Below are 20,303 nucleotides of genomic sequence, written 5' to 3' on the forward strand. Positions count from 1 at the left end.
CAGGAGCCCGCTTGCGGGCGATGCTTCTGTTTTTTTCAATCCCGGCCAGAAGCATCGCCCGCGAGCGGGCTCCTGCGGGCAGGTCAGCCCGCCGGCGTCTGCTGGTCGAGCCAGCGTTCGGCGTCCAGCGCGGCCATGCAGCCGAAGCCGGCGGAGGTGATCGCCTGGCGATAGACGTGGTCGGCGACGTCGCCGGCGGCAAACACGCCGGGGATCGAGGTCATCGTGGCCATGCCGTTCTGGCCGCTGTGGATGCGGATGTAGCCGTCGTGCATGTCCAGCTGGCCGGCAAAGATGCCGGTGTTCGGGGTGTGGCCGATCGCCACGAAGAAGCCGGTGGCCGCGATGTCGCGGGTGGCGCCGGAGTTGACGTCCTTCACGCGCACGCCGGTGACGCCGGTGTCGTCGCCGAGCACCTCGTCGATGGTGTGGTTCCAGACCAGCTCGATCTTGCCCGCGGCCTCCTTCTCGAACAGCTTGTCCTGCATGATCTTCTCCGCGCGCAACTTGTCGCGGCGGTGCACCAGGTACACCTTGCGGCCGATGTTGGCCAGGTACAGCGCTTCCTCGACCGCGGTGTTGCCGCCGCCGATCACCACCACGTCCTGGTCGCGGAAGAAGAAGCCGTCGCAGGTCGCGCAGGCCGACACGCCCTTGCCCTTGAACTTCTCCTCGCTGGCGATGCCCAGGTACTTCGCGGTGGCGCCGGTGCTGATGATCAGCGCATCGGCGGTGTACTCGCCGGAGTCGCCGACCAGCCGGAACGGGCGCTGCTTGAGGTCGGCGGTGTGGATGTGGTCGAAGATCATCTCGGTGTGGAAGCGCTCGGCGTGCTCGGCCATGCGCTGCATCAGCGCCGGACCCTGCAGCCCCTCGACGTCGCCCGGCCAGTTGTCCACGTCGGTGGTGGTCATCAGCTGGCCGCCCTGCTGCAGGCCGGTGATCATGGTCGGCTTGAGATTGGCGCGGGCAGCGTACACCGCGGCGGTGTAGCCGGCAGGACCGGAGCCGAGGATCAGCAGGCGGCTGTGCTTGGGGGTGGGCATGGCAGGTATAATCCTTGGGTTTGCTGGTGGCTTGAGCGGCTATTCGCTGCAGCTGCAGCCGGGGTTTCACCGAAACCGGGCCTGCAGGTGGCAACAACGAATGCGACCCCCGGAGAATGGGGAATCCGCGTGGCTGATTCAAGTCGCCGGCAGATCAACGACACCACCGCGGCAGTTGCGCGATGGACTTTCCACGTGTTCCCACAGGATTCTTTTGCCATGCGTATCGGTATCCCCTCCGAAACCAAGACCCTCGAAGGTCGTGTCGCCCTTGTTCCCGCCGCTGCTGCCGACCTGGTGCGTCGCGGCCATGAGGTGTTCATCCAGGCCGGGGCCGGCCTGAAGAGCGGTTTTTCGGACGAGGCGTACGTCAACGCCGGCATCAAGATCGTGGCCGATGCCGCCGCGCTGTACGAGGCGGGCGAACTGATCGTCAAGGTGAAGGAGCCGATCGCCGGCGACCTGGCCCTGCTGAAGAAGCACCACTTGCTGTTCTGCTATCTGCACCTGGCGGCGGAGCCGGCGCTGACCCGCAGCCTGCTCGACATCGGCCTGACCGGCGTGGCGTTCGAGTCGGTGGAAGATCACGGCGGCCTGCCGCTGCTGCACCCGATGTCGGTGATCGCCGGGCGCATCGCCACCCAGTGCGGCACCACGCTGCTGCATCGTCCGCAGGGCGGCAAGGGCAAGCTGCTCGGCGGCATGGCCTCGACCCCGCGCGGCAAGGTGGTGGTGCTCGGTGCCGGCGCGGCCGGCGGCAATGCCGCGGCGCTGGCGGCGCAGGCCGGCGCCAACGTGGTGGTGTTCGACAAGCGTCAGGATCGCCTGGCCGAGATGATGGCGCTGGGCCCGAACGTCACCGCGCTGTACGCCTATGAATCCTCGGTGGCCGAGGAAGTGCGCGACGCCGACCTGGTCGTCGGCGCCGTGCTGATCCCCAGCGCCAAGGCGCCGCACGTGGTGACCGAGGCGATGGTCAAGTCGATGGAGCCGGGCAGCGTGCTGGTGGACATCGCGATCGATCAGGGCGGCTGCTTCGAGACTTCCCGGCCGACCACCTGGGAGCACCCCACCTACGACGTGCACGGCGTTACCCACTTCTGCGTCACCAACATGCCCGGCGCGGTGCCGCAGACCTCGTCGGTGGCGATCTCCGCGGCGATCCTGCCGTACGTGCAGCGCCTGGCCGGCGGCAACGCGTGGCGCGAGTTCGAGCCGCTCAAGGTCGGCATCAACATCGACGGCGGCAAGCTGGTACATCCGGCGCTGCAAGGTATGCTCTGACCCTGGTCACGAAGAAAGGGGCACCCCGGGTGGCGCGCGGCGCGAACGCAAGGCAACAACCCAAGGCAGGCCTCAGCGATGAGTTGAAACGCCGGCTGCGCGAAGCCGGCGCCCTGCTGCTGCTGCCGCTGGCGGTGTACCTCCTGGTATGCCTGTTCAGCTACGACCCGCATGACCCCAGCTGGACCAATGCCGGCCAGCTGGAGCATGCGCGCAACTTCGGCGGCACCGTCGGTGCCTACGTGGCCGATCTGCTGCGCTGGATCTTCGGCCTGGTGGCGTACTGCTTCCCGTTGCTGCTGTTGCTGCTCGGCGTGCAGGTGTTGCGCCAGCGCGGACAGCAACCGCAGCATCCGTGGGAACCGGCATTGCGGCTGGTCGGCTTCGTGTTCTTCTTCATCACCGGGCCGGCGCTGCTGTATCTGAACTTCGCGCAGGAGCCGGTGCAGCCGCAGGGCGTGGGCGGCATCATCGGCGTGTGGGTGGGCCATGCGGTGCTGTCGGCGTTCGGGTCCACCGGCGCGCCGTTGCTGCTGCTGGCGCTGTTCCTGATTGCGGTGACGCTGGCCACCGGGCTGTCCTGGTTCGGCGTGATGGACTGGACCGGCCAGGCCGTGCTGCAGCTGGCCGGCTGGCTGCGCGGCAAGCTGCGCGAGGCACCGCAACTGCTGGCCGCGCGCCAGGCGCGCAGCGAGCGCGAGGTGATCAAGAAGGCCGACGCGGTGAAGCAGGCCCGGCGCGAACCGGTGCGCATCGAGGCGGCGCCCGCGCCGGTGACCAAGAGCGAGCGCGCGCGGCTGGAGACGCAGATCCCGCTGTTCGCCGGCGCCGCCGCGCCGGGTGAACTGCCGCCGCTGTCGCTGCTCGACGAGGCGCCGGAGCAGGGGCCTGGCTATACCGAGGAAACGCTGGAAGTCCTCTCGCGCCAGGTCGAATTCAAGCTGAAGGATTTCAAGATCGACGTGAAGGTGGTCGGCGCCTATCCGGGGCCGGTGATCACCCGTTTCGAGATGGAGCCGGCGCCCGGCGTGCGCGGTTCGCAGGTGTCGAGCCTGGACAAGGACATCGCCCGCGGCCTGTCGGTGGTGAGCGTGCGCGTGGTCGACGTGATCCCCGGCAAGAACGTGATCGGGCTGGAGATCCCCAATACGCGCAAGCAGATCGTCTACCTGTCCGAGATCCTGCGTTCGGACAAGTACGACCAGGCGCGCTCGCCGCTGGCGCTGGCGCTGGGCAAGGACATCGGCGGCAAGCCGGTGGTGGTGGACCTGGCCAAGATGCCGCACCTGCTGGTGGCCGGCACCACCGGTTCGGGCAAGTCGGTGGCGGTCAACGCGATGGTGCTGAGCCTGCTGTACAAGGCCAGCCCCAAAGACGTGCGCATGATCATGATCGACCCGAAGATGCTGGAGCTCTCGGTGTATGAGGGCATCCCGCACCTGCTGGCGCCGGTGGTCACCGACATGAAGGAGGCCGCCAACGCGCTGCGCTGGTGCGTGGCCGAGATGGAGCGCCGCTACAAGCTGATGGCCGCCGTGGGCGTGCGCAACCTGTCCGGTTTCAACAAGAAGGTGAAGGACGCCGAGAACGCCGGCCAGCCTTTGCTCGATCCGCTGTTCCGGCCCAACCCGGACATGCCGGGCCTGGCGGCCGACCCGCTGGAGCCGCTGCCGAACATCGTGGTGTTCATCGACGAATTCGCCGACATGATGATGATCGTCGGCAAGAAGGTCGAGGAGCTGATCGCGCGCCTGGCGCAGAAGGCGCGTGCCGCCGGCGTGCACCTGATCCTGGCCACCCAGCGCCCGTCGGTGGACGTGATCACCGGCCTGATCAAGGCCAACATCCCCACCCGCATCGCGTTCCAGGTATCGAGCAAGATCGACTCGCGCACGATTCTCGACCAGTCCGGCGCGGAAGCGCTGCTGGGCCACGGCGACATGCTCTACCTGCCGCCGGGCACCGCCACGCCCGAGCGCGTGCACGGCGCCTTCGTCGACGACCACGAGGTGCACGGCGTGGTCGCCTGGCTGAAGTCGCAGGGCGGGCCCGACTACATCGAAGGCGTGCTGGAGGAGGTGCAGGCCACCAGCGACGGCAAGTTCATCAACGACTCCGGCCTGCCGCAGGACGGCGAGGAAGGCGGCGACGCCGACACCCAGCTCTACGACAAGGCCGTGGCGGTGGTCACGCAGACGCGCCGCGCCTCGATCTCGGGCGTGCAAAGGCATCTGCGCATCGGCTACAACCGCGCCGCGCGACTGGTCGAGCAGATGGAGGCCGACGGCGTGGTCAGCGCGCCGCAGCACAACGGCAACCGCGAGGTGCTGGCGCCGCCGCCGCCCAAGGATTGATCCGGTATCCCGCTGCCGGCGCAAAACCGGCATGATGCGCTCCTGCCGCGCACGCCGGGTCCGTGGATCGGACGCGCGACGGCCTTCATGATTGCTCTTGGACGCGTACGTCGGTCATGGTGTCGAACTTGCCGCAACACGATGGGAACGATGCCGCGTGGGCGTCGCTGGCCGGCGACGTCCATCGCCTGGTCCAGCAAAACCGCGCGCAGGACGCGCTGGCGATCGTCGAGCGATTCCTCGGCTCGACGCCGGATTGCCGGGTCGTCGAGCCGCTGCGGTTGCGCGCGCAGCTGTTGCTGTCGCTGGGGCGTCCGCGGCAGGCCGTGCCGGCGTTCGAAGTTGCGATGGCCGCCGCGCCCGGGGACGGGCGCATGCTGCTGGGGCTTGCCGTGGCGCACGGCGAAAGCGGCCAGCCCGAAGCAGCCGAGGTGGCGGCGCGCGGCGCACTCGCGCAGTCGCTCGACCATCCGCACGCGCATTACGTGCTGGCTCGCGCCCTGTTCGAACAGGATCGGTTCGTCGAGGCCGAAGCGGAGCTTCGTCAGGTCGTGGCGACGGCGCCGCAGCACCTTGCGGCGCATACCACGCTGGCCGAACTGGTGTGGATGCGCAGCGGCGACATGGATGCGGTGGCCATCGCGCTCGATGCGGGCAGCGACGCCCGCTCGCGCGTCGAGCTGCGCATGGTCAAGGCCCGGCTGTGGCGTCAGACCGGCGCGGCCGAACGGGCGTACGCCGAGCTTGCGCCGCTGCTCGAAGCGCACCCGCAGCACGCCGCGCTGCACGTACTGGCGGCGGAATGCGCGCTGCAACTGGACCCGCCCCGGGCGCTGGCGCTCATCACCCACGCGCTGCAACTGGAGCCGCGCAGCCGGGAGGCGCACCGCTTGCACGGCGACATCCTGCTCGCGGCCGGGCTGCCGGAAGCGGCGGCCAGCCTGGCCGGCCGACTGCTGGCGCTGGACCGCAACGACGTGTCCGCCTTCGCACTGCAGGCCGCGGCGTGGCATGCGCTGGGCGATCCGCGCTATCCGGCGTTGTACGACTACCCGCGGCTGGTGCGCTCCTGTCGCATCGACGTGCCACCGGGCTGGGCCAGTCTCGACGATTATCTGCACGACCTCGCGGCCAGCCTGCACGCACGGCACGACCCGTTGCAGGCGCACCCGCCCACGCAGTCGGCGCGCACCGGCACGCAGGTCGAGTTGCGGCCCGGCAGCCCCTCGGCGGATCGGGCGGTGCGGGCGTTTCCGACGGCGGTCGATGGCGCCATCCGCCGCTACATGGAGACGGTGATGGCCACGGGTGCCGACGCCTTTTCGCGGCGCGGCACCGGCCGCTATCGTTTCAGCGGCATGTGGTCGGTGCGGCTGAAGTCACAGGGGCACCATGCGAGCCATTTCCACGGCAAGGGCTGGATATCCTCGGCCTGTCACATCGAGGTGCCGGCGTCGCTGTCCGATGACGACCGCGGCGGATGGTTGAAGTTCGGCCACGAACTGCCGTCCGGATCGCCCCCCGGGCACTGCGTCAAGCCGGTGCCGGGCGTGCTTACCCTGTTCCCTTCGTGGATGTGGCATGGCACGGTGCCATTCGTGGCCGCTCCCGGCGACTACCGCCTGTCGGTCGCCTTCGACGTGGTTCCCGATTGACGCGGAAGCCTTTGATTAAGCCAGTGGATGACACACTTGTCTTTACCCATTCGGAAATGGCCATGACCCGCAATCGCATCATTCTCTGCATCGTCGCCCTGTCTGCCCTGGGCGTGGCTGGCCTCGCGCAGGCGGCCACCGGCCCGGCGCGGGCGCGGCTGGATGCATTCGCCACCGGCCTGCATTCGCTGACCGGGCATTTCAGCCAGACGCTGACCAACGTCAACGGCCAGGGCAGCAAGACCAGTTCCGGCACGCTGGCCCTGGAGGCGCCGCGGGAGTTCCGCTGGGACACCACCACGCCGTACAAGCAGACCATCGTCGCCGACGGCGGCCGGGTCTGGATGTACGACCCGGAGCTGGAGCAGGTCACCGTGCGCAGGCAGAGCACCGAGGAGGCGCACAGTCCCTTGACCGTGCTGACCGACCTCAAGCAGCTGGACAAGGAGTTCAACGCCAGCGAACGCGGCGAAAAGGACGGGCTCGCCTGGTTGCGGCTGACCTCCACCAGCAAAGACGCGCAGTTCGCCTGGGTCGACCTCGGTTTCGACGCGAACGGCCTGGCCCGGATGACCTTCCGCGACCAGCTCGGCGCGACCACCGAGATCCGTTTCTCGCAGTGGCAGCGCAACCCGGTGCTGCCGCCGGGCACGTTCAACTTCGTGCCGCCGGAGGGCGCCGACGTGATCGGCGACGTGCCGCAGATCAGCATCCAGCCGATCCGGGACTGAGCCGGCGATGGCCGTACTGCGGCAGTTGCCGCGCTGGGCGTGGATCGGTGGCGGCGTGCTGGCGTTCATCGCCGGCATCGTCAACGCGGCCGGTTACCTGGGCTTTCGCCACCAGGCAATCACCAACCTGACCGGATCGACCACCTTGCTCGGTGCATCGCTGGGCCTGGCGGACGGGCCGGAAGCGGTGCATTGGGGCCTGTCGGTGGCGGCGTTCGTGTTCGGTGCGCTGCTCAGCGGATTGATCGTGCAGCAGCAGACGCTGAAACTCGGCCGCCGCTACGGCGTGGCGCTGGTGCTGGAGTCGCTGCTGCTGTTTGCGGCAGTGCCGCTGCTGCATGCCAATGATTCGGCCGGCATCTACCTGGCCTCGATCGGCATCGGTTTGCAGAACGGCATGGCCAGCACGTACAGCGGCATGGTGTTCCGCACCACCCACGTCTCCGGCATGTTCACCGACCTGGGAATCTACATCGGCCAGCGGATGCGCGGCCTGCCGGTGGATGCGCTGCGCGTGGGCGTGTGCCTGCTGGTGGTGACCTGTTTCACCCTGGGCGGCACGGCCGGCGCGCTGTTGTTCCGCGCCATGGGCGAGCGCGCCCTGCTGGTGCCGGCCGCGCTGACCGGCCTGTGCGGCATGGGCTACGGCATCTACCGGCAATACACCTTGAGTCGGGGCACCGCGGGCGCCGATTGAGCGGGGATGTCAGCTGGCTACCGCGTAGCGGTTGCGGCCGTTGCGCTTGGCCTCGTACAGCGCCTTGTCCGCGCGCGACAGCCACTGCTCGATGGATTCACCCTGACGCAGCGCGGTGACGCCGATGCTCACCGTGACCTGGATCGGCCGATCCTGATAGCTGACGGCCGTGCCGGCCATGGCCGCGCAGATGCGCTCGGCGATCTCGCTGGCCTGCGCCACGCTGGTGTCGGGCAGGCACAGCACGAACTCCTCGCCGCCGTAGCGTCCGAGCAGGTCACCCTGCCGGCAATGGCGCTGGATCACCGCCACCGCGCCGCGGATCACGGCGTCGCCGGCGAGGTGGCCGTGAATGTCGTTGACCTGCTTGAAGCGGTCCAGGTCGAACAGCGCGATGCAGATGGATTGCTCGCGCGACCGTTCGCATTCCGCCTGGGCCAGCTCCAGGAAGCGGCGCCGGTTGTAGATGCCGGTGAGCCCGTCGGTGCTGGCCAGCTCGTCCAGGCGCCGGTTGGCGGCGCGCAGGTCGCGCGTGTGCTCGTTGATCTGTCGCTGCAGCTGCAGCGCCTGTCGGCGCAGGTAGAGCGTGCGCAGATGCACCAGCAGCACCACCAGGCCGATCAGCAGCGCGACCGCTGCCAGCTTGCTGTACCAGGTCTCGTACCAGCGGGGGGCGACCTTCACGAGCAGGCGGCTTTCGACCGTGCGCGGGTACATGCCCTGCGTGCTGGCGCGCAGATACAGCACGTAGTCGCCGTGCGCGAGGTTGGTGTAGTTCGCGCCGGGTTTGGCGCCGGCCGGGATGTCGACCCAGCCGTCGTCCAGGCCGGTCATGCGATAGCTGTACGAGGTTTCGCCGGGGGAGCGGTAATCCAGCAGGGAAAAGTCCACGCGCAGGTTGCGGTTGCGCTGGTCCAGCGTGATCGTGTCGCCGTCATGCGGCAGCTTGCCGAACGGCAGCGCCACCGCGCCGAGCACCGCGTGGGTGATCGCCAGCGGGGCGTCGTCGTTGTCGTCGATCTGGATGGCCGGGCGGATCACCGTCAGGCCACCCAGGCCACCGAACAGCAGCGAACCGTCGGGCGCGTGGGCGGCGGCGTCGGCATAGTGGTAGCTGCGGATGTGCAGGCCGTCGCGCGAGCTCAGGTTGCGCACCGCGTGGCTGCCGGCATCGACGCGCGCGACGCCGCTGGAGGTGCTGGCCCAGATGTGGCCCAGGCCATCGCTGAGCGCGCTGGTGACCTTGTCGCTGAGCAGGCCTTCGGCGACGCCGATGCTGGAAAAGCGCCACGGGTTCTTGCCGATGCTTTCGGCCAGCCCGCCGGAGGTGCTCACCCACAGGTGCCCTCGCGGGCCGGGCGTTGCCGCGCTCACCGAATCGCCGGGCAGGCTGGCCGGATCGCCCTCGCGATGGGTGAGCGTGCGGAAGCCGCGGCTGGCGCCGCTGTCGGGGGCGATGCTGATGCCGCGCGAGGTGCTGTACCACCATTCGTCGCCGACCTTGAGGATCTGCCGCACCGTGTTGCTGACCAGGCTGGTCGGGTCGTCCGGGTCGTGCCGGATGTGGTCCAGCACGCCGGTGCCGGTGTCGTAGCGGAACAGTCCGTCGTAGGTGCCGATCAGCAGGCGGTTGCCATCCATGCGCAGGCACAGCACCGGCGTATTCTCCAGTGCGGGCAGCACCGACGAGCTGATCTCGAACGTGTGCGGGTCCACCTTCGCCAGGCCCTGGGTGCCGACCCAGATCGAGCCGTCTGCCGCCTCGGCAAAGGACTGCACGTCGCGCAGCGTCTGCGTGCCGCCGAGCCGCAGGTGGCGCATCTGCCCGGCGCGCAGATCGATCACGTCGATGCGGCCGGCGCTCAGGCCGATCCAGACCAGCCCGCGACTGTCCACGTAGACGCCGCGCACGCTGGTGTCGCTGAGCATGTTCGATTCCAGCGGCGATGGCAGCACCGAGAACGCGCCGCGGTCGCCCAGATAGGCGCGGGCCAGGCCCAGGTCGGTGGCCGCCCACAGGTTGCCGGCGCGGTCGTGCAGTAATGCGCGCACGGCGTCGCCGGGCAGCGAGGAGGGCACCGCCGGATCGTGCTCGATCCGCTGCAGCGAGGCGTCGCCGGGGCGGTAGGCCAGCACGCCGCTGCCGTCGGTGGCGATCCACATGGTGCCCGGCGCGGCCTCTTGGAAGTCGCGCACGGTGGCGTGCTGGGCGCCCTTGCGATAGCCGCTGAACTGCGGCACCGGATGCCAGTTTCCGTGCGGGCCGCGGTACACCGCGCCGGCCTGGCCGCTGCCGATCCACAGGCGCCCGGCGCTGTCCTCGTCGATGGCCCAGATCTGGTTCTCCAGCACGGTGGCCACCACGGCGTCGCCGGGCGGCGCGGGGCGCTCGAAGCGATCGCTGCCTGCGTGCCGCACGAACAGGCCCTCGTTGTTGCCCAGCCACAGGTTGCCCGCACGGTCCTGCATCACGCTGAAGTTGCGCGGCGCGGTGTCGCTGCCGGTGTCGACGTGGCGGATCGCGTTGTTGCGCAGGTCGAGATGGTCCAGGCCCTGTTCGGTGGCCACCCACACGCCGCCGGCGTGGTCGTCGGCGAGGGCGAAAATCTTGCGGTCGGAGATGCCGTCCGGGCCGCCGGGATAGACGCGGAAGGTGTTGGTCGCCGGATCGAAGCGCACCAGGCCGCCGGCGTTGGTGCCGATCAGCATGCCGCCGTCGGGCAGGGCCAGCAGGCAGCGCACGTAGGCGTCGGGCAGGCCCTTGACAGGTTCGCCGCGGACGTCGAACAGCTGGGTGCGGTAGCCGTCGTAGCGGGCCAGCCCGACCATCGTGCCCACCCACAGCAGGCCTTCGCGATCCTGCGCCAGCGCGGTGACGATGGCCGGCGGGAATCCTTCCGCACTGGATACCTTGTCGAACCACGGCGACTCGAACGGCGCCCACGGATCGACCGGAGAAGCCGGAGCAGCCATGCCCGCGCCAGCCCGGAGCAACAGCAGCAGCGCTCCCAGCAGGCCCAGCAACGGGCAGCGCAAGGGCTGCCGCTTCACCCCGGCCATCCATGCCGGCACGGCAAGGCGCCGGGCCGCTGCGCGCGTCCGGTTTTCGTGGTGTGGTCAATGATTCCGTGCACGATCACGTTCTGGTTGTCCCCCGCCACGCCCGGTCGCATCGGCTAGACAACGCGGGCGACGCCATGATACCGGCATGCACTGCGTTTCGGCAGGCGGGTGCCGCGAGTGCATGCTTTATCATCGGCGCATGAATCCTCCCGTTGCCCCGGCCGGCTCCGGCCTGTTCGCCGAGCCCGACGCGCTCAAGCCCCTGGCCGAACGCATGCGCCCGCGCAGCCTCGACGAAATCGTCGGCCAGCAGCGTCTGGTCGGCCCGGACCAGGCGCTGCGCCGCGCGCTGGAGGCCGGCAAGATCCATTCGATGGTGCTGTGGGGCCCGCCCGGCTGCGGCAAGACCACGCTGGCGCTGCTGGTGGCGCGTTACGCCGAGGCGGATTTCCGTGCGATCTCCGCCGTGCTGTCCGGCCTGCCTGACGTGCGCAAGGCGCTGGCCGAGGCCGAGGTGAACTTCGCGCAGGGCCGCCGCACCGTGTTGTTCGTGGACGAGGTGCACCGCTTCAACAAGACCCAGCAGGATGCGTTCCTGCCGCACATCGAGCGTGGCGTGATCATCTTCATCGGTGCCACCACCGAGAACCCCTCGTTCGAACTTAACTCCGCGCTGCTGTCGCGCTGCCGCGTGCATGTGCTGGAGCCGGTTTCCACCGCCGACATCATCGCCGCGCTGAAACGCGCGCTGGCCGACAGCGAGCGCGGCCTCGGCGAACTGCAATTGCAGGTGTCCGACGAATCGCTCGATTCGATCGCCCAGGCCGCCGATGGCGACGTGCGCCGCGCGCTGACCCTGCTGGAAATCGCCGCCGAACTGGCGCACGAGCGCACCATCGACGAGGCCACGCTGAGCCAGGTGCTGGCCGACCGCACCCGTCGCTTCGACAAGCAGGGCGAGCAGTTCTACGACCAGATCTCGGCGCTGCACAAATCCGTGCGCTCGTCCGACCCCGACGCCGCCGTGTACTGGCTGTGCCGCATGCTCGATGGCGGCGTCGATCCGCTGTATCTCGCCCGCCGCATGACCCGCATGGCGGTGGAGGATGTCGGCCTGGCCGAGCCGCGCGCTTGGCGCATGGCGCTGGACGCGTGGGACACCTACGAGCGCCTGGGCAGCCCCGAAGGCGAACTGGGCCTGGCCCAGCTGGCGATCTGGCTGGCCATCTCGCCCAAGAGCAACGCCGCCTACATGGCCTACAACAAGGCCCGCGACGCGGTACGCAAGGGCGGCACGCTGGAAGTGCCGATGCACTTGCGCAACGCGCCCACCAAACTGATGAAGGGCCTCGGCTACGGCAAGGGCTACCAGTACGACCACGACGCCGAAGGCGGCATCGCGCTGGACCAGCAGTGCCTGCCCGACGCGCTCGTCGGCACGGTGTTCTACGAACCGGTCGAACGCGGCCTGGAACTGCAACTGCGCGAAAAACTGCTGGCCCTGCGTGCCGCCCGCGAAAAAGCCCGCAATCCGTAGGAGCCCGCTCGCGGGCGATGCTTTTCTTTCGGGTTCGGGATTCGGGATTCGGGATTCGCAAGAGCATCGCCCGCGAGCGGGCTCCTGCCGCGTACGCCCTTGCCGCACGCGCTTTCCCGACCTAGATTGGCTCAACCAACCGGGGGAGGGATGAACCATGCGCGTACTGGTGGCGGGTCTGATCGGCGGCATCGTGATGTTCCTCTGGGGCGTGGCCGCGCACATGGCGCTGGGGCTGGGCAGTGTCGGCATCCACCAGCCGCTCAACGAGAACGCGGCGCTGAGCGGGCTGCAGGAAGGGCTTGGCGATCAACCAGGGGTGTACCTGCTGCCCTCGCTCGATCCCAAGCAGATGGGCGACGCGGCCGTGGTGCGCGCCTATTCGATCAAGGCTGTGCGCTCGCCGTACGCCTGGGTGGTGTACCAGCCGCGCGGCACCGACATGATGCAGATGGGCCCGCAGATCGGGCGGCAGTGGGCATCCGACACGCTGGCGTCGCTGGCGCTGGCCTTCGTCATGGGGCTGGCCGTGGTGGGCTTCCGTCGCCGCGTGGCGATTGCCGCTGCGGCGGCCGTGTTTGCCTGGCTCAGCAGCATGCTCCCGTACTGGAACTGGTACCGCTTCCCGCTCGATTTCACGCTCGCCGCCCTGGCCGAGCAACTGATCGGCTGGCTGCTCGCCGGTGCCGCGATGGCGTGGTGGCTGGGTCGCGGCGAGCGCTCGTCGAACCGTTCCCCCTGAGCGTAGGCGAGTAGCGCCGCACGCGGGGTGCGGCCAGGGATGGCCGCGGCTTTGAGGAGCGAGGAAGTCGAAGGCCGCCAAAAGCAGGGACGTGGCCGCATTCATTGCGGCCACCGGCCACGCGCAGCGATAATTCGCGGTTCAAGCCGTTACCTGGACCTCGCTCATGCTCGATCCCGCCCTGCTGCGTTCGCATCTGGCCGAAACCGCCGCACGCCTCGCCGAAACCCGCGGCTACATGCTGGACGTGGCCGCCGTCGAGGCGCTGGAGAGTTCGCGCAAGCAGTTGGCGATGGAGACGCAGGAGCTGCAGAACCTGCGCAACACCCGCTCCAGGGCGATCGGCCAGGCCAAGGCGAAAGGCGAGGACGTGGCACCGCTGATGGCCGAGGTCGCCGGCATCGGCGACAAGCTCAAGGCCAACGAGCAGGCCCTCGGCGACGTGCAGGCGAAACTTGCCGAGATCGCGCTGGGCATCCCCAACATTCCGGATGCCTCAGTACCGCTGGGCAAGGACGAAAAGGACAACGTCGAAGTCAGCCGCTGGGGCACGCCACGCGAGTTCGCGTTCGCGGTGAAGGACCACGTCGAACTGGGCGAGCGCCACGGCTGGCTCGACGGTGACGCCGGCGCCAAGCTCTCCGGCGCGCGCTTCACCGTGCTGCGCGGCCAGCTCGCGCATCTGCACCGCGCGCTCGGCCAGTTCATGCTCGACCTGCACACCGGCGAGCACGGCTATCTGGAATGCAACCTGCCGGTGATCGTCAACGCCGACACCATGCAGGGCACCGGCCAGCTGCCGAAGTTCGAAGAAGACCTGTTCGCCACCGAAGTCGGCGAGACCAAGCGCTACCTGATCCCCACCGCCGAAGTTTCGCTGACCAACCTGGTGCGCGACACCATCCAGGACGCCGACGCGCTGCCGCTGCGCATGACCGCGCACACGCTGTGCTTCCGCGCCGAGGCCGGCAGCTACGGCCGCGACACCCGTGGCATGATCCGCCAGCACCAGTTCGAGAAAGTGGAAATGGTGCACATCGCCCGCGCCGACCAGTCCCGCGCGCAGCTGGAGGAGATGGTCGGCCACGCCGAGACCGTGCTGCAGAAGCTCGGCCTGCCATACCGCAAGATGCTGTTGTGCACCGGCGACATGGGCTTCGGCGCGGCCAAGACCTACGACCTGGAAGTGTGGCTGCCCAGCCAGCAGACCTACCGCGAAATCTCCAGCTGCTCCAACTGCGTGGACTTCCAGGCCCGCCGCCTGCAGGCCCGCGTGCGCAACCCCGAAACCGGCAAGCCCGAACTGGTGCACACGCTCAACGGTTCCGGCCTCGCCATCGGCCGCACCCTGATCGCCGTGATGGAAAACAACCAGAACGACGACGGCTCGATCACCATCCCCGAAGCACTGCGCCCGTACATGGCTGGGCTCGACCGCATCGCATGAACACGCCGGCGCCCGCACGCGGCAACTGGGGCAGGGTGGAGTTCTACACCAGCTTCTTCCTGCTGCTGGTGCTGGCCGGCGTGATCGCCACCCGCCTCGGCTTCGACGGCGTCTGGCACCTGCCCACCGTGGACCTCGATCTCTCGATGGTCGCGCTGGCGCTCGTCCTCGCCAGCTTCTGGTTCGCCCGCCACAGCCGCCGCCGGCGCCTCGCCATCATCGCCTTCGCCAGCGCCACCCAACTGGTGCCGATGGTCGTGCGCGAACCAGTGCTGCTGCTGCCGCTGCTCGGCGCCCTGATCCCGGTGGCGATCCTGGTCGGCTGCCTGGTGGCGCTGTCGAGAAAAAAGCCCAAGCCGCTGTAGGAGCGTACTCGTGCGCGATGCCCTTCGTCACGCCACCGAAAAACATCGCGCGCAGAGTGCGCTGCTACAAAGTCCCGGCGCGCCTTCCGCGGCATCCATTGCAACGTTCCTGATAGCATGTGCACCCCGCACAACTTCCCACCGTTCACCCTGAGCGTAGCGAAGCGAAGTCGAAGGGCCAGAGTTCCCAGAGCGACAGTTGGCGGGAAAATTTTTCGGAGAGATGGCCGAGCGGTTTAAGGCAGCAGTCTTGAAAACTGCCGTAGTGGCAACACTACCGTGGGTTCGAATCCCACTCTCTCCGCCAGAAAAGCAAAACGCCCCGAGTGGGGCGTTTTCCTTTTCTGGCGGTGATGGCAGGAATGAGAACCCACTGGTTATTCGGCGCATCCTGCACCTCACCCTTCGGTCCGTCGGCTTCGCCGACGTTCGCTCTGGCATCCTGCCTCCGCAGTCGGCGAATTCGCCGGGAGCGAATTCGGGCAGCCGCAGGCAGGCCCCGCAGTGCGCAGCGCGAAGGGGTTTGGCCCATGGATGGGCCCAACAATCCCCGCGGACGGCACGCAACAGCGCAATGTAATGACCCAGTGATTTTCTGCTCAGGTGCCAACTTTTTACGGAGAGCACGATGAGCCAAGTGATGGAAGAAGAGATCAAGCGTTGAACGGCGTCCGCTACGCTCTCAGCCCTTGCGCCGCGCCGCCATCATCATTGGCTACGATGAAACCGTCACAGGGGGCAGCATGACCACGCTATCCGATCGCTTCAGCCAGGCCGTTGACTACGCCCGCATCGCCCACGCCGCGCAGGTGCGCAAGGGCTCGAACATCCCGTACCTCTATCACCTGCTCGGCGTGGCCAGCCTGGTGATCGAGTTCGGCGGTAACGAAGACCAGGCCATCGCCGGCCTGCTGCACGACACCATCGAGGATTGCGGTACCGGGCATGAGGCGGCGATCCGCAAGCAATTCGGTGATGCCGTCGCCAACATCGTGGTGGACTGCACCGATGGCACCGCCGAAGGCAAGGCCAGCCACACCGATCCGGAAGCCAGACGCCGCGACTGGATCGAGCGCAAACTCGCCTACCTCGCACACCTGAAACAAGCCCCGGACGCCACGCTGCTTGTCTCCGCCTGCGACAAGCTGCATAACGCCCGCGCCATCGTCCAGGACCTGGAAGATCCCGAAGTTGCCACGCGCGTATTCGATCGGTTCACCGGCGGACGCGACGGGACCTTGGGCTACTACCAGGCGCTGGTAGAAATCTTCTCGAGTCGTGGCACGAAGGTCGCCAGGGTGCTCGACAGCACGGTGGACCTGATGCATGCGCTGGCAGGCGCGGGGGAACGCAAGGCGCTTGCTGGCTGATTCGCCGGCTTGGACCCGCGGCATTTGACCGGCTGCGGGCCGTCGGCTAGATCATGTACAGAATAATGTACATATCGCGATAGCCCATGGACACCATCACCTACACCAAGGCCCGTTCCAGTCTCGCCGAGACGATGGAGCGCGTCTGCGAGGATCATGCGCCGGTGATCATTACCAAGAAGGACGAGTGGTGATGATGTCGCTGGCCGATTGCCAGTCGTTGGATGAGACCGCGTACCTGCTGCGTAGCCCCAGGAACGCGCGCCGCCTGCTGGAATCGATGGCGCAACTGGAATCCGGTGGCGGCAAACCACTCAGGCTGGCCCGCTGAACCTAACTCGCTGAGCTTGGCCGGCATGCAGCTGATCTTCTCTGACGCGGCCTGGGAGGATTACCTCCACTGGCAGGCCCACGACCGCAAGCTGGTGGCGCGCATCAACAAGCTGACCGACGACACCATGCGCCACCCCCTCGAAGGCATCGGCAAACCCGAACCCTTGCGACACGGGCTGGCCGATTATTGGTCGCGCCGCATCAACGGCGAGCACCGCATGGTGTACAAGCCCGTTGCCGACGCGCTGCTGATTGCGCAGTTGCGGTATCACTATTGAGCAACAGGCAACGGTCGCGGCTGGCTTTGAAAAACCACCCACGCGGCGGTGTAAAGACATCGACATGCGCCGTCGACTGGTCGGGGTCGATCCAACGCCCTATGCTCTGGCGTGTTCGAGTCGGGGGAGTCGCCAGAGTCATGCTTCATGGATAAGAGAAAACTGTCCGAAGCGGACATCTGCCTGAAGTTCATCACACCCGCCCTGGTCGCCAGCGGTTGAAACGTGAATGAGCAGGTGTTTCAGGAGTTCACGCTCAAGGCCGGCCGCATGGTGGTGCGGGGCCATCGTGCCGCGCGCGACAAGTCCAGCATCCGCCGCGCCGACTACCTGATCTTGCATCGCGATGCTCGCACGGGTTCGAGGCCGCATCTTGTCCACAATTGACTTCTGTCCACAAAACATGGACAAATCCCAATCATGGACAAACACCGCCGTCAACACGAACCGGATCTGCTGCAGGCTGCCTTGACCGCGGTGCAGCTGCCAGGCCTGCAATGGGAAGTCGTCGAACGGGAGCCTGGCGGCCAGGCGACGCGCGGCGATGCCGTGCTGTGCCTGCGTTTCGATGGCCGCGAGCTGCGCTACGTCGCCGAGCTGAAGCGCGGCCTGCGCCGTGCCACGCTCGGCGCGGCGCTGCATCAGCTGGCGAACCACGGCGAGCAGGGGCTGCTGGTGGCCGACTACGTCACGCCGCCGATGGCCGACGAGCTGCGCCGGCGCGGCGTGCAGTTCATTGATGCCGCGGGCAACGCCTGGTTGACGCAGCCGCCGCTGCATGTCTGGGTGAAGGGTGAGCGGCCGAGGGAAGCCCTCGCGCCGCCGACGCAGGGCGGCCGTGCGTTTCAGGCCACCGGGCTGCAGGTGCTGTTCGCCCTGTTGTGCCGGCCGGCGGCGGTGGACCTGCCGTATCGGGAGATCGCCGCCCTGGCGGGCGTGGCGCACGGCACGGTGGGCTGGGTGATGGCCGAACTGCCGCAGCTCGGCTTCGTCGCCACGTTGCGCAAGCGGCGCCGGCTGATCGATGCGGAACGGCTGCTCAAGCGCTGGGTGGATGCGTATCCGCAGCGGCTGCGGCCCAAGCTGCTGCTGGGCCGCTACGACACGCGCAAGCTCGACTGGGTCGAGGCCATCGACGCAACGCGCTACGGCTTGCTGCTGGGCGGTGAGCCGGCAGCGGCGCGGCTGACGCAACACCTGCGGCCCGGCACGGCCACCTTCTACGGCAACAAGGTCGAACCGAATCTACTGACCGATCAGCGTCTGCAGCCGCATCGCAACGGCAACGTGGAAGTGCTGCGACGCTTTTGGAATTTCGAGGGCGAGACCCCCGGCATGGTGCCGCACTTGCTGGTGTACGCGGACCTGCTGGCGATCGGCGATGCGCGCTGTCTGGAAATCGCAGGGGAAATGCATGCAGGGATCGCCGCTGGATTTGCGTGAGCAGCCCGGGCTGGCGGTGTTGGCCAGGCTGGTGGCGACGATGCGCCGGGCCTGGCCGGATGCCGAGCCCTTGCTGGTGGGCGCGATGGCGCGCGACGTGTTGCTGTCGTTCGCGCATGGCATACGCGTCGCGCGCGCCACGACCGACATGGATTTCGCGTTTGGGTTGGATGGATGGAACAGCTTCGCCGGTTTGAGGAACGCCCTGCTCGCCGACGGATCTTTCGCCGAAGTGCCCGGCGTGCTGCATCGGTTGGTGTTCGAGCAGTGCCATCGGGTGGATCTGCTTCCCTTCGGCGGCGTGGAGCGGGCCGATCGCAGCATCGCCTGGCCGTCGCCGCATGTCGTCGAGATGACCATGCTCGGCTACCGCGAGGCGGCGGCGCAGGCAGTCGCGGTACGGCTGCCGGATGACGTGGTGGTGGCGGTCGCCTCCTTGCCGGCGCAAGCCGTCCTGAAGCTGCTCGCCTGGCGTGACCGACGCCACGAACGGCCGGGCGTCGATGCCGGTGACCTGCGCCTGCTGCTGCGCAGTTATCTAGAGGCGGGCAACATGGAACGCCTGTATGCGGACGCGAGCCAACTGCTCGAAGCGAGCGATTACGACCATGCCCGTGCCGGCGCATGGTTGCTGGGCCACGACGCCAGAAAGTTGCTGCACCCGTTGGCGAACGCCGGTGTCACAGTCGCATTGGACGCGGTGCTGGATCTGCTGGCGACGGAGATCGACCCGGATGGCCGGCTGCTGCTGATAGGCGACATGCGGTCCGGCGACGTGCAGATCGACCTCGACCTGCTGGGCGCCTTTCATGCGGGATTGCGGGGCGCCGCGACCCCTTGAGCGAATCAGTCCAGAAAATGTGTCGGGGACAATCTTGGTTCCGGCTGATTGGCTGGTAGCGGGCAGGTGGCGCGCTACGCTGCGGCGTCGGCCAACGGACCGGCTTGTCTGCAACTCAATCAATGCAGTGAACATGCCTCAGAACCTGATCGATATCGACCTGAATGCCGAAGTGCTGGCGGCCATCGACAACGCCCTGGCTGCACTGGAGACGGGCCTGGCCTCGCTGATCGCGTTGACGCCCGAGCAGCGCCACGGGCTGACCAAGATGGGCGACAAGTCCGAGGCGTTCTGCCGGCAGGCCGGTCATGTGTTCGCCGACAACCCCGGCGTGCTGCCCCGCAATTTCGATCTGGACGGTTATCAGCGCGACATCGCCACGCTGGATGCGTTGCGCCCGCGCCTGGTGCGGTTGGGCAAGCTGCATCAGCGTGGCGTCGACACCGAGATGGCGGTGGGCAGCGACCTGATGACCAATGCGCTGGAGGGTTACGCGGTGCTGAAGGTGGCCGGCAAGGGGCAGGGACTGGACGAGGCGCGCAAGGCGCTGGCCGCCCGCTTTGCCCGCGGGCCGCGCAATCCCGCACCGGCCAGTGAGCCGGCGCCGAGCGAGCCGCTGCCGGCCTGATTCGTCATTTCCTGGAATGGAAGAGGCCCCGCAAGCGGGGCCTCTTTTTTTGCTGGCGCTCAGTGGCGCTGGCGGTGGATGTGGCGGCTGTTGCGGTTTTCCGCGCGGTTGAGGCGGCGGGTTTCGCCCTTGGTCAGGTGGCCGTGATGCTTGGCTTCGGCGGCGCTTTCGCGCTGGGCGATGTTGGCGGCGCGGCGCTGGTCGTTGGCTGCCTGCTTCGGCGTGATGGTGCCGTTGGCGACGCCTTTCGCGATGCGCGCCTGCTGGTTGTCGATGCGCTGGTTGACCTCGTTGACGCGGGGGTGACCGGGGACGGTGCTGTCGGCGGCCATCGCGCTGGCGCTGGCGAACGCGGTGCAGGCGATCAGGCTGAGCAGACCGAGACGGATCATCGAAGCGTGGTTCATGACGGTGTCCTTCAGTGTGGGAGGCCGGCGGTTGGGTACTGCCATGTCGTGCCGGACGAATGGCGGCATGCCGGAAGGAGAA

18 protein-coding genes, 1 tRNA gene and 1 pseudogene are annotated in these 20,303 nt (G+C 67.9%); 17 read left to right on the plus strand and 3 right to left on the minus strand.

Translation table 11 applies throughout. From position 1 onward, the window contains the following. Positions 1-83: 83 nt before the first annotated feature. Positions 84-1,046: a thioredoxin-disulfide reductase gene (gene trxB / locus ACVCMC_RS04325; protein WP_395118732.1), complete on the minus strand. Its 963-nt coding sequence runs from the start codon at positions 1,044-1,046 to the stop codon at positions 84-86. Between the two features lie 219 nt (positions 1,047-1,265). Between trxB and ald the strand changes: the two genes are divergently transcribed. The 5 genes from ald to ACVCMC_RS04350 all read left to right on the plus strand — a co-directional run bounded on the left by ald (position 1,266) and on the right by ACVCMC_RS04350 (position 7,767). Continuing rightward, positions 1,266-2,330, plus strand: coding sequence for an alanine dehydrogenase (gene ald, locus ACVCMC_RS04330; protein ID WP_447098794.1), 1,065 nt, complete (start codon positions 1,266-1,268; stop codon positions 2,328-2,330). Between the two features lie 29 nt (positions 2,331-2,359). Beyond that, entirely contained in the window at positions 2,360-4,684 is a 2,325-nt protein-coding gene (locus ACVCMC_RS04335; RefSeq protein ID WP_447098795.1) for a DNA translocase FtsK, read from the plus strand. Positions 4,685-4,812: 128 nt separating this feature from the next. Then, positions 4,813-6,339 carry a tetratricopeptide repeat protein gene (locus ACVCMC_RS04340; RefSeq protein WP_447098796.1) on the plus strand — a complete coding sequence of 509 codons (1,527 nt, stop codon included), beginning with the start codon at positions 4,813-4,815 and terminating at the stop codon, positions 6,337-6,339. Between the two features lie 62 nt (positions 6,340-6,401). Beyond that, positions 6,402-7,070: an outer membrane lipoprotein chaperone LolA gene (lolA, locus tag ACVCMC_RS04345; RefSeq protein ID WP_447098797.1), complete on the plus strand. Its 669-nt coding sequence runs from the start codon at positions 6,402-6,404 to the stop codon at positions 7,068-7,070. A 7-nt stretch (positions 7,071-7,077) separates the two neighbouring features. Next, positions 7,078-7,767, plus strand: coding sequence for a YoaK family protein (locus ACVCMC_RS04350; RefSeq protein ID WP_447098798.1), 690 nt, complete (start codon positions 7,078-7,080; stop codon positions 7,765-7,767). A gap of 9 nt (positions 7,768-7,776) precedes the next feature. Here ACVCMC_RS04350 and ACVCMC_RS04355 read toward each other — a convergent pair whose 3' ends face one another. Beyond that, entirely contained in the window at positions 7,777-10,818 is a 3,042-nt protein-coding gene (locus ACVCMC_RS04355; RefSeq protein ID WP_447098799.1) for a ligand-binding sensor domain-containing diguanylate cyclase, read from the minus strand. A 211-nt stretch (positions 10,819-11,029) separates the two neighbouring features. On the opposite strand from ACVCMC_RS04355, the gene ACVCMC_RS04360 reads away from it, so the two are divergent. The 12 genes and pseudogenes from ACVCMC_RS04360 to ACVCMC_RS04415 all read left to right on the plus strand — a co-directional run bounded on the left by ACVCMC_RS04360 (position 11,030) and on the right by ACVCMC_RS04415 (position 19,814). Beyond that, complete coding sequence (locus tag ACVCMC_RS04360) at positions 11,030-12,367, plus strand: replication-associated recombination protein A (protein WP_447098800.1); 1,338 nt, start codon at positions 11,030-11,032, stop codon at positions 12,365-12,367. Between the two features lie 157 nt (positions 12,368-12,524). Beyond that, positions 12,525-13,109 carry a hypothetical protein gene (locus tag ACVCMC_RS04365; RefSeq protein ID WP_447098801.1) on the plus strand — a complete coding sequence of 195 codons (585 nt, stop codon included), beginning with the start codon at positions 12,525-12,527 and terminating at the stop codon, positions 13,107-13,109. A 166-nt stretch (positions 13,110-13,275) separates the two neighbouring features. Further along, positions 13,276-14,556 carry a serine--tRNA ligase gene (gene serS / locus ACVCMC_RS04370; RefSeq protein WP_447098802.1) on the plus strand — a complete coding sequence of 427 codons (1,281 nt, stop codon included), beginning with the start codon at positions 13,276-13,278 and terminating at the stop codon, positions 14,554-14,556. Then, positions 14,553-14,921 (plus strand): LrgA, encoded by a 369-nt coding sequence (locus ACVCMC_RS04375; protein WP_447098803.1) that lies wholly within the window; start codon positions 14,553-14,555, stop codon positions 14,919-14,921. The genes serS and ACVCMC_RS04375 overlap by 4 nt, the downstream gene beginning before the upstream one ends. A 217-nt stretch (positions 14,922-15,138) precedes the next feature. Next, positions 15,139-15,228, plus strand: a tRNA-Ser gene (locus ACVCMC_RS04380). A gap of 436 nt (positions 15,229-15,664) precedes the next feature. Then, positions 15,665-16,291: an HD domain-containing protein gene (locus tag ACVCMC_RS04385; RefSeq protein WP_447099453.1), complete on the plus strand. Its 627-nt coding sequence runs from the start codon at positions 15,665-15,667 to the stop codon at positions 16,289-16,291. An 86-nt stretch (positions 16,292-16,377) separates the two neighbouring features. After that, positions 16,378-16,622 (plus strand): annotated as a pseudogene (locus ACVCMC_RS04390) (type II toxin-antitoxin system Phd/YefM family antitoxin). Between the two features lie 25 nt (positions 16,623-16,647). Next, entirely contained in the window at positions 16,648-16,902 is a 255-nt protein-coding gene (locus ACVCMC_RS04395; RefSeq protein ID WP_447098804.1) for a Txe/YoeB family addiction module toxin, read from the plus strand. Between the two features lie 225 nt (positions 16,903-17,127). After that, positions 17,128-17,289: a hypothetical protein gene (locus ACVCMC_RS04400; RefSeq protein ID WP_447098805.1), complete on the plus strand. Its 162-nt coding sequence runs from the start codon at positions 17,128-17,130 to the stop codon at positions 17,287-17,289. Between the two features lie 33 nt (positions 17,290-17,322). Beyond that, entirely contained in the window at positions 17,323-18,345 is a 1,023-nt protein-coding gene (locus ACVCMC_RS04405) for a type IV toxin-antitoxin system AbiEi family antitoxin (RefSeq protein ID WP_447098806.1), read from the plus strand. After that, positions 18,317-19,186: a nucleotidyl transferase AbiEii/AbiGii toxin family protein gene (locus tag ACVCMC_RS04410; RefSeq protein WP_447098807.1), complete on the plus strand. Its 870-nt coding sequence runs from the start codon at positions 18,317-18,319 to the stop codon at positions 19,184-19,186. Before ACVCMC_RS04405 ends, ACVCMC_RS04410 begins: the two co-directional genes overlap by 29 nt. A gap of 133 nt (positions 19,187-19,319) precedes the next feature. Continuing rightward, positions 19,320-19,814, plus strand: coding sequence for a hypothetical protein (locus tag ACVCMC_RS04415; protein ID WP_447098808.1), 495 nt, complete (start codon positions 19,320-19,322; stop codon positions 19,812-19,814). Between the two features lie 59 nt (positions 19,815-19,873). On the opposite strand, the gene ACVCMC_RS04420 is transcribed toward ACVCMC_RS04415, so the two are convergent. Beyond that, entirely contained in the window at positions 19,874-20,221 is a 348-nt protein-coding gene (locus ACVCMC_RS04420; RefSeq protein ID WP_447098809.1) for a hypothetical protein, read from the minus strand. Between the last annotated feature and the right edge of the window lie 82 nt (positions 20,222-20,303).

The organism is Rhodanobacter sp. UC4452_H20, from assembly GCF_052978205.1.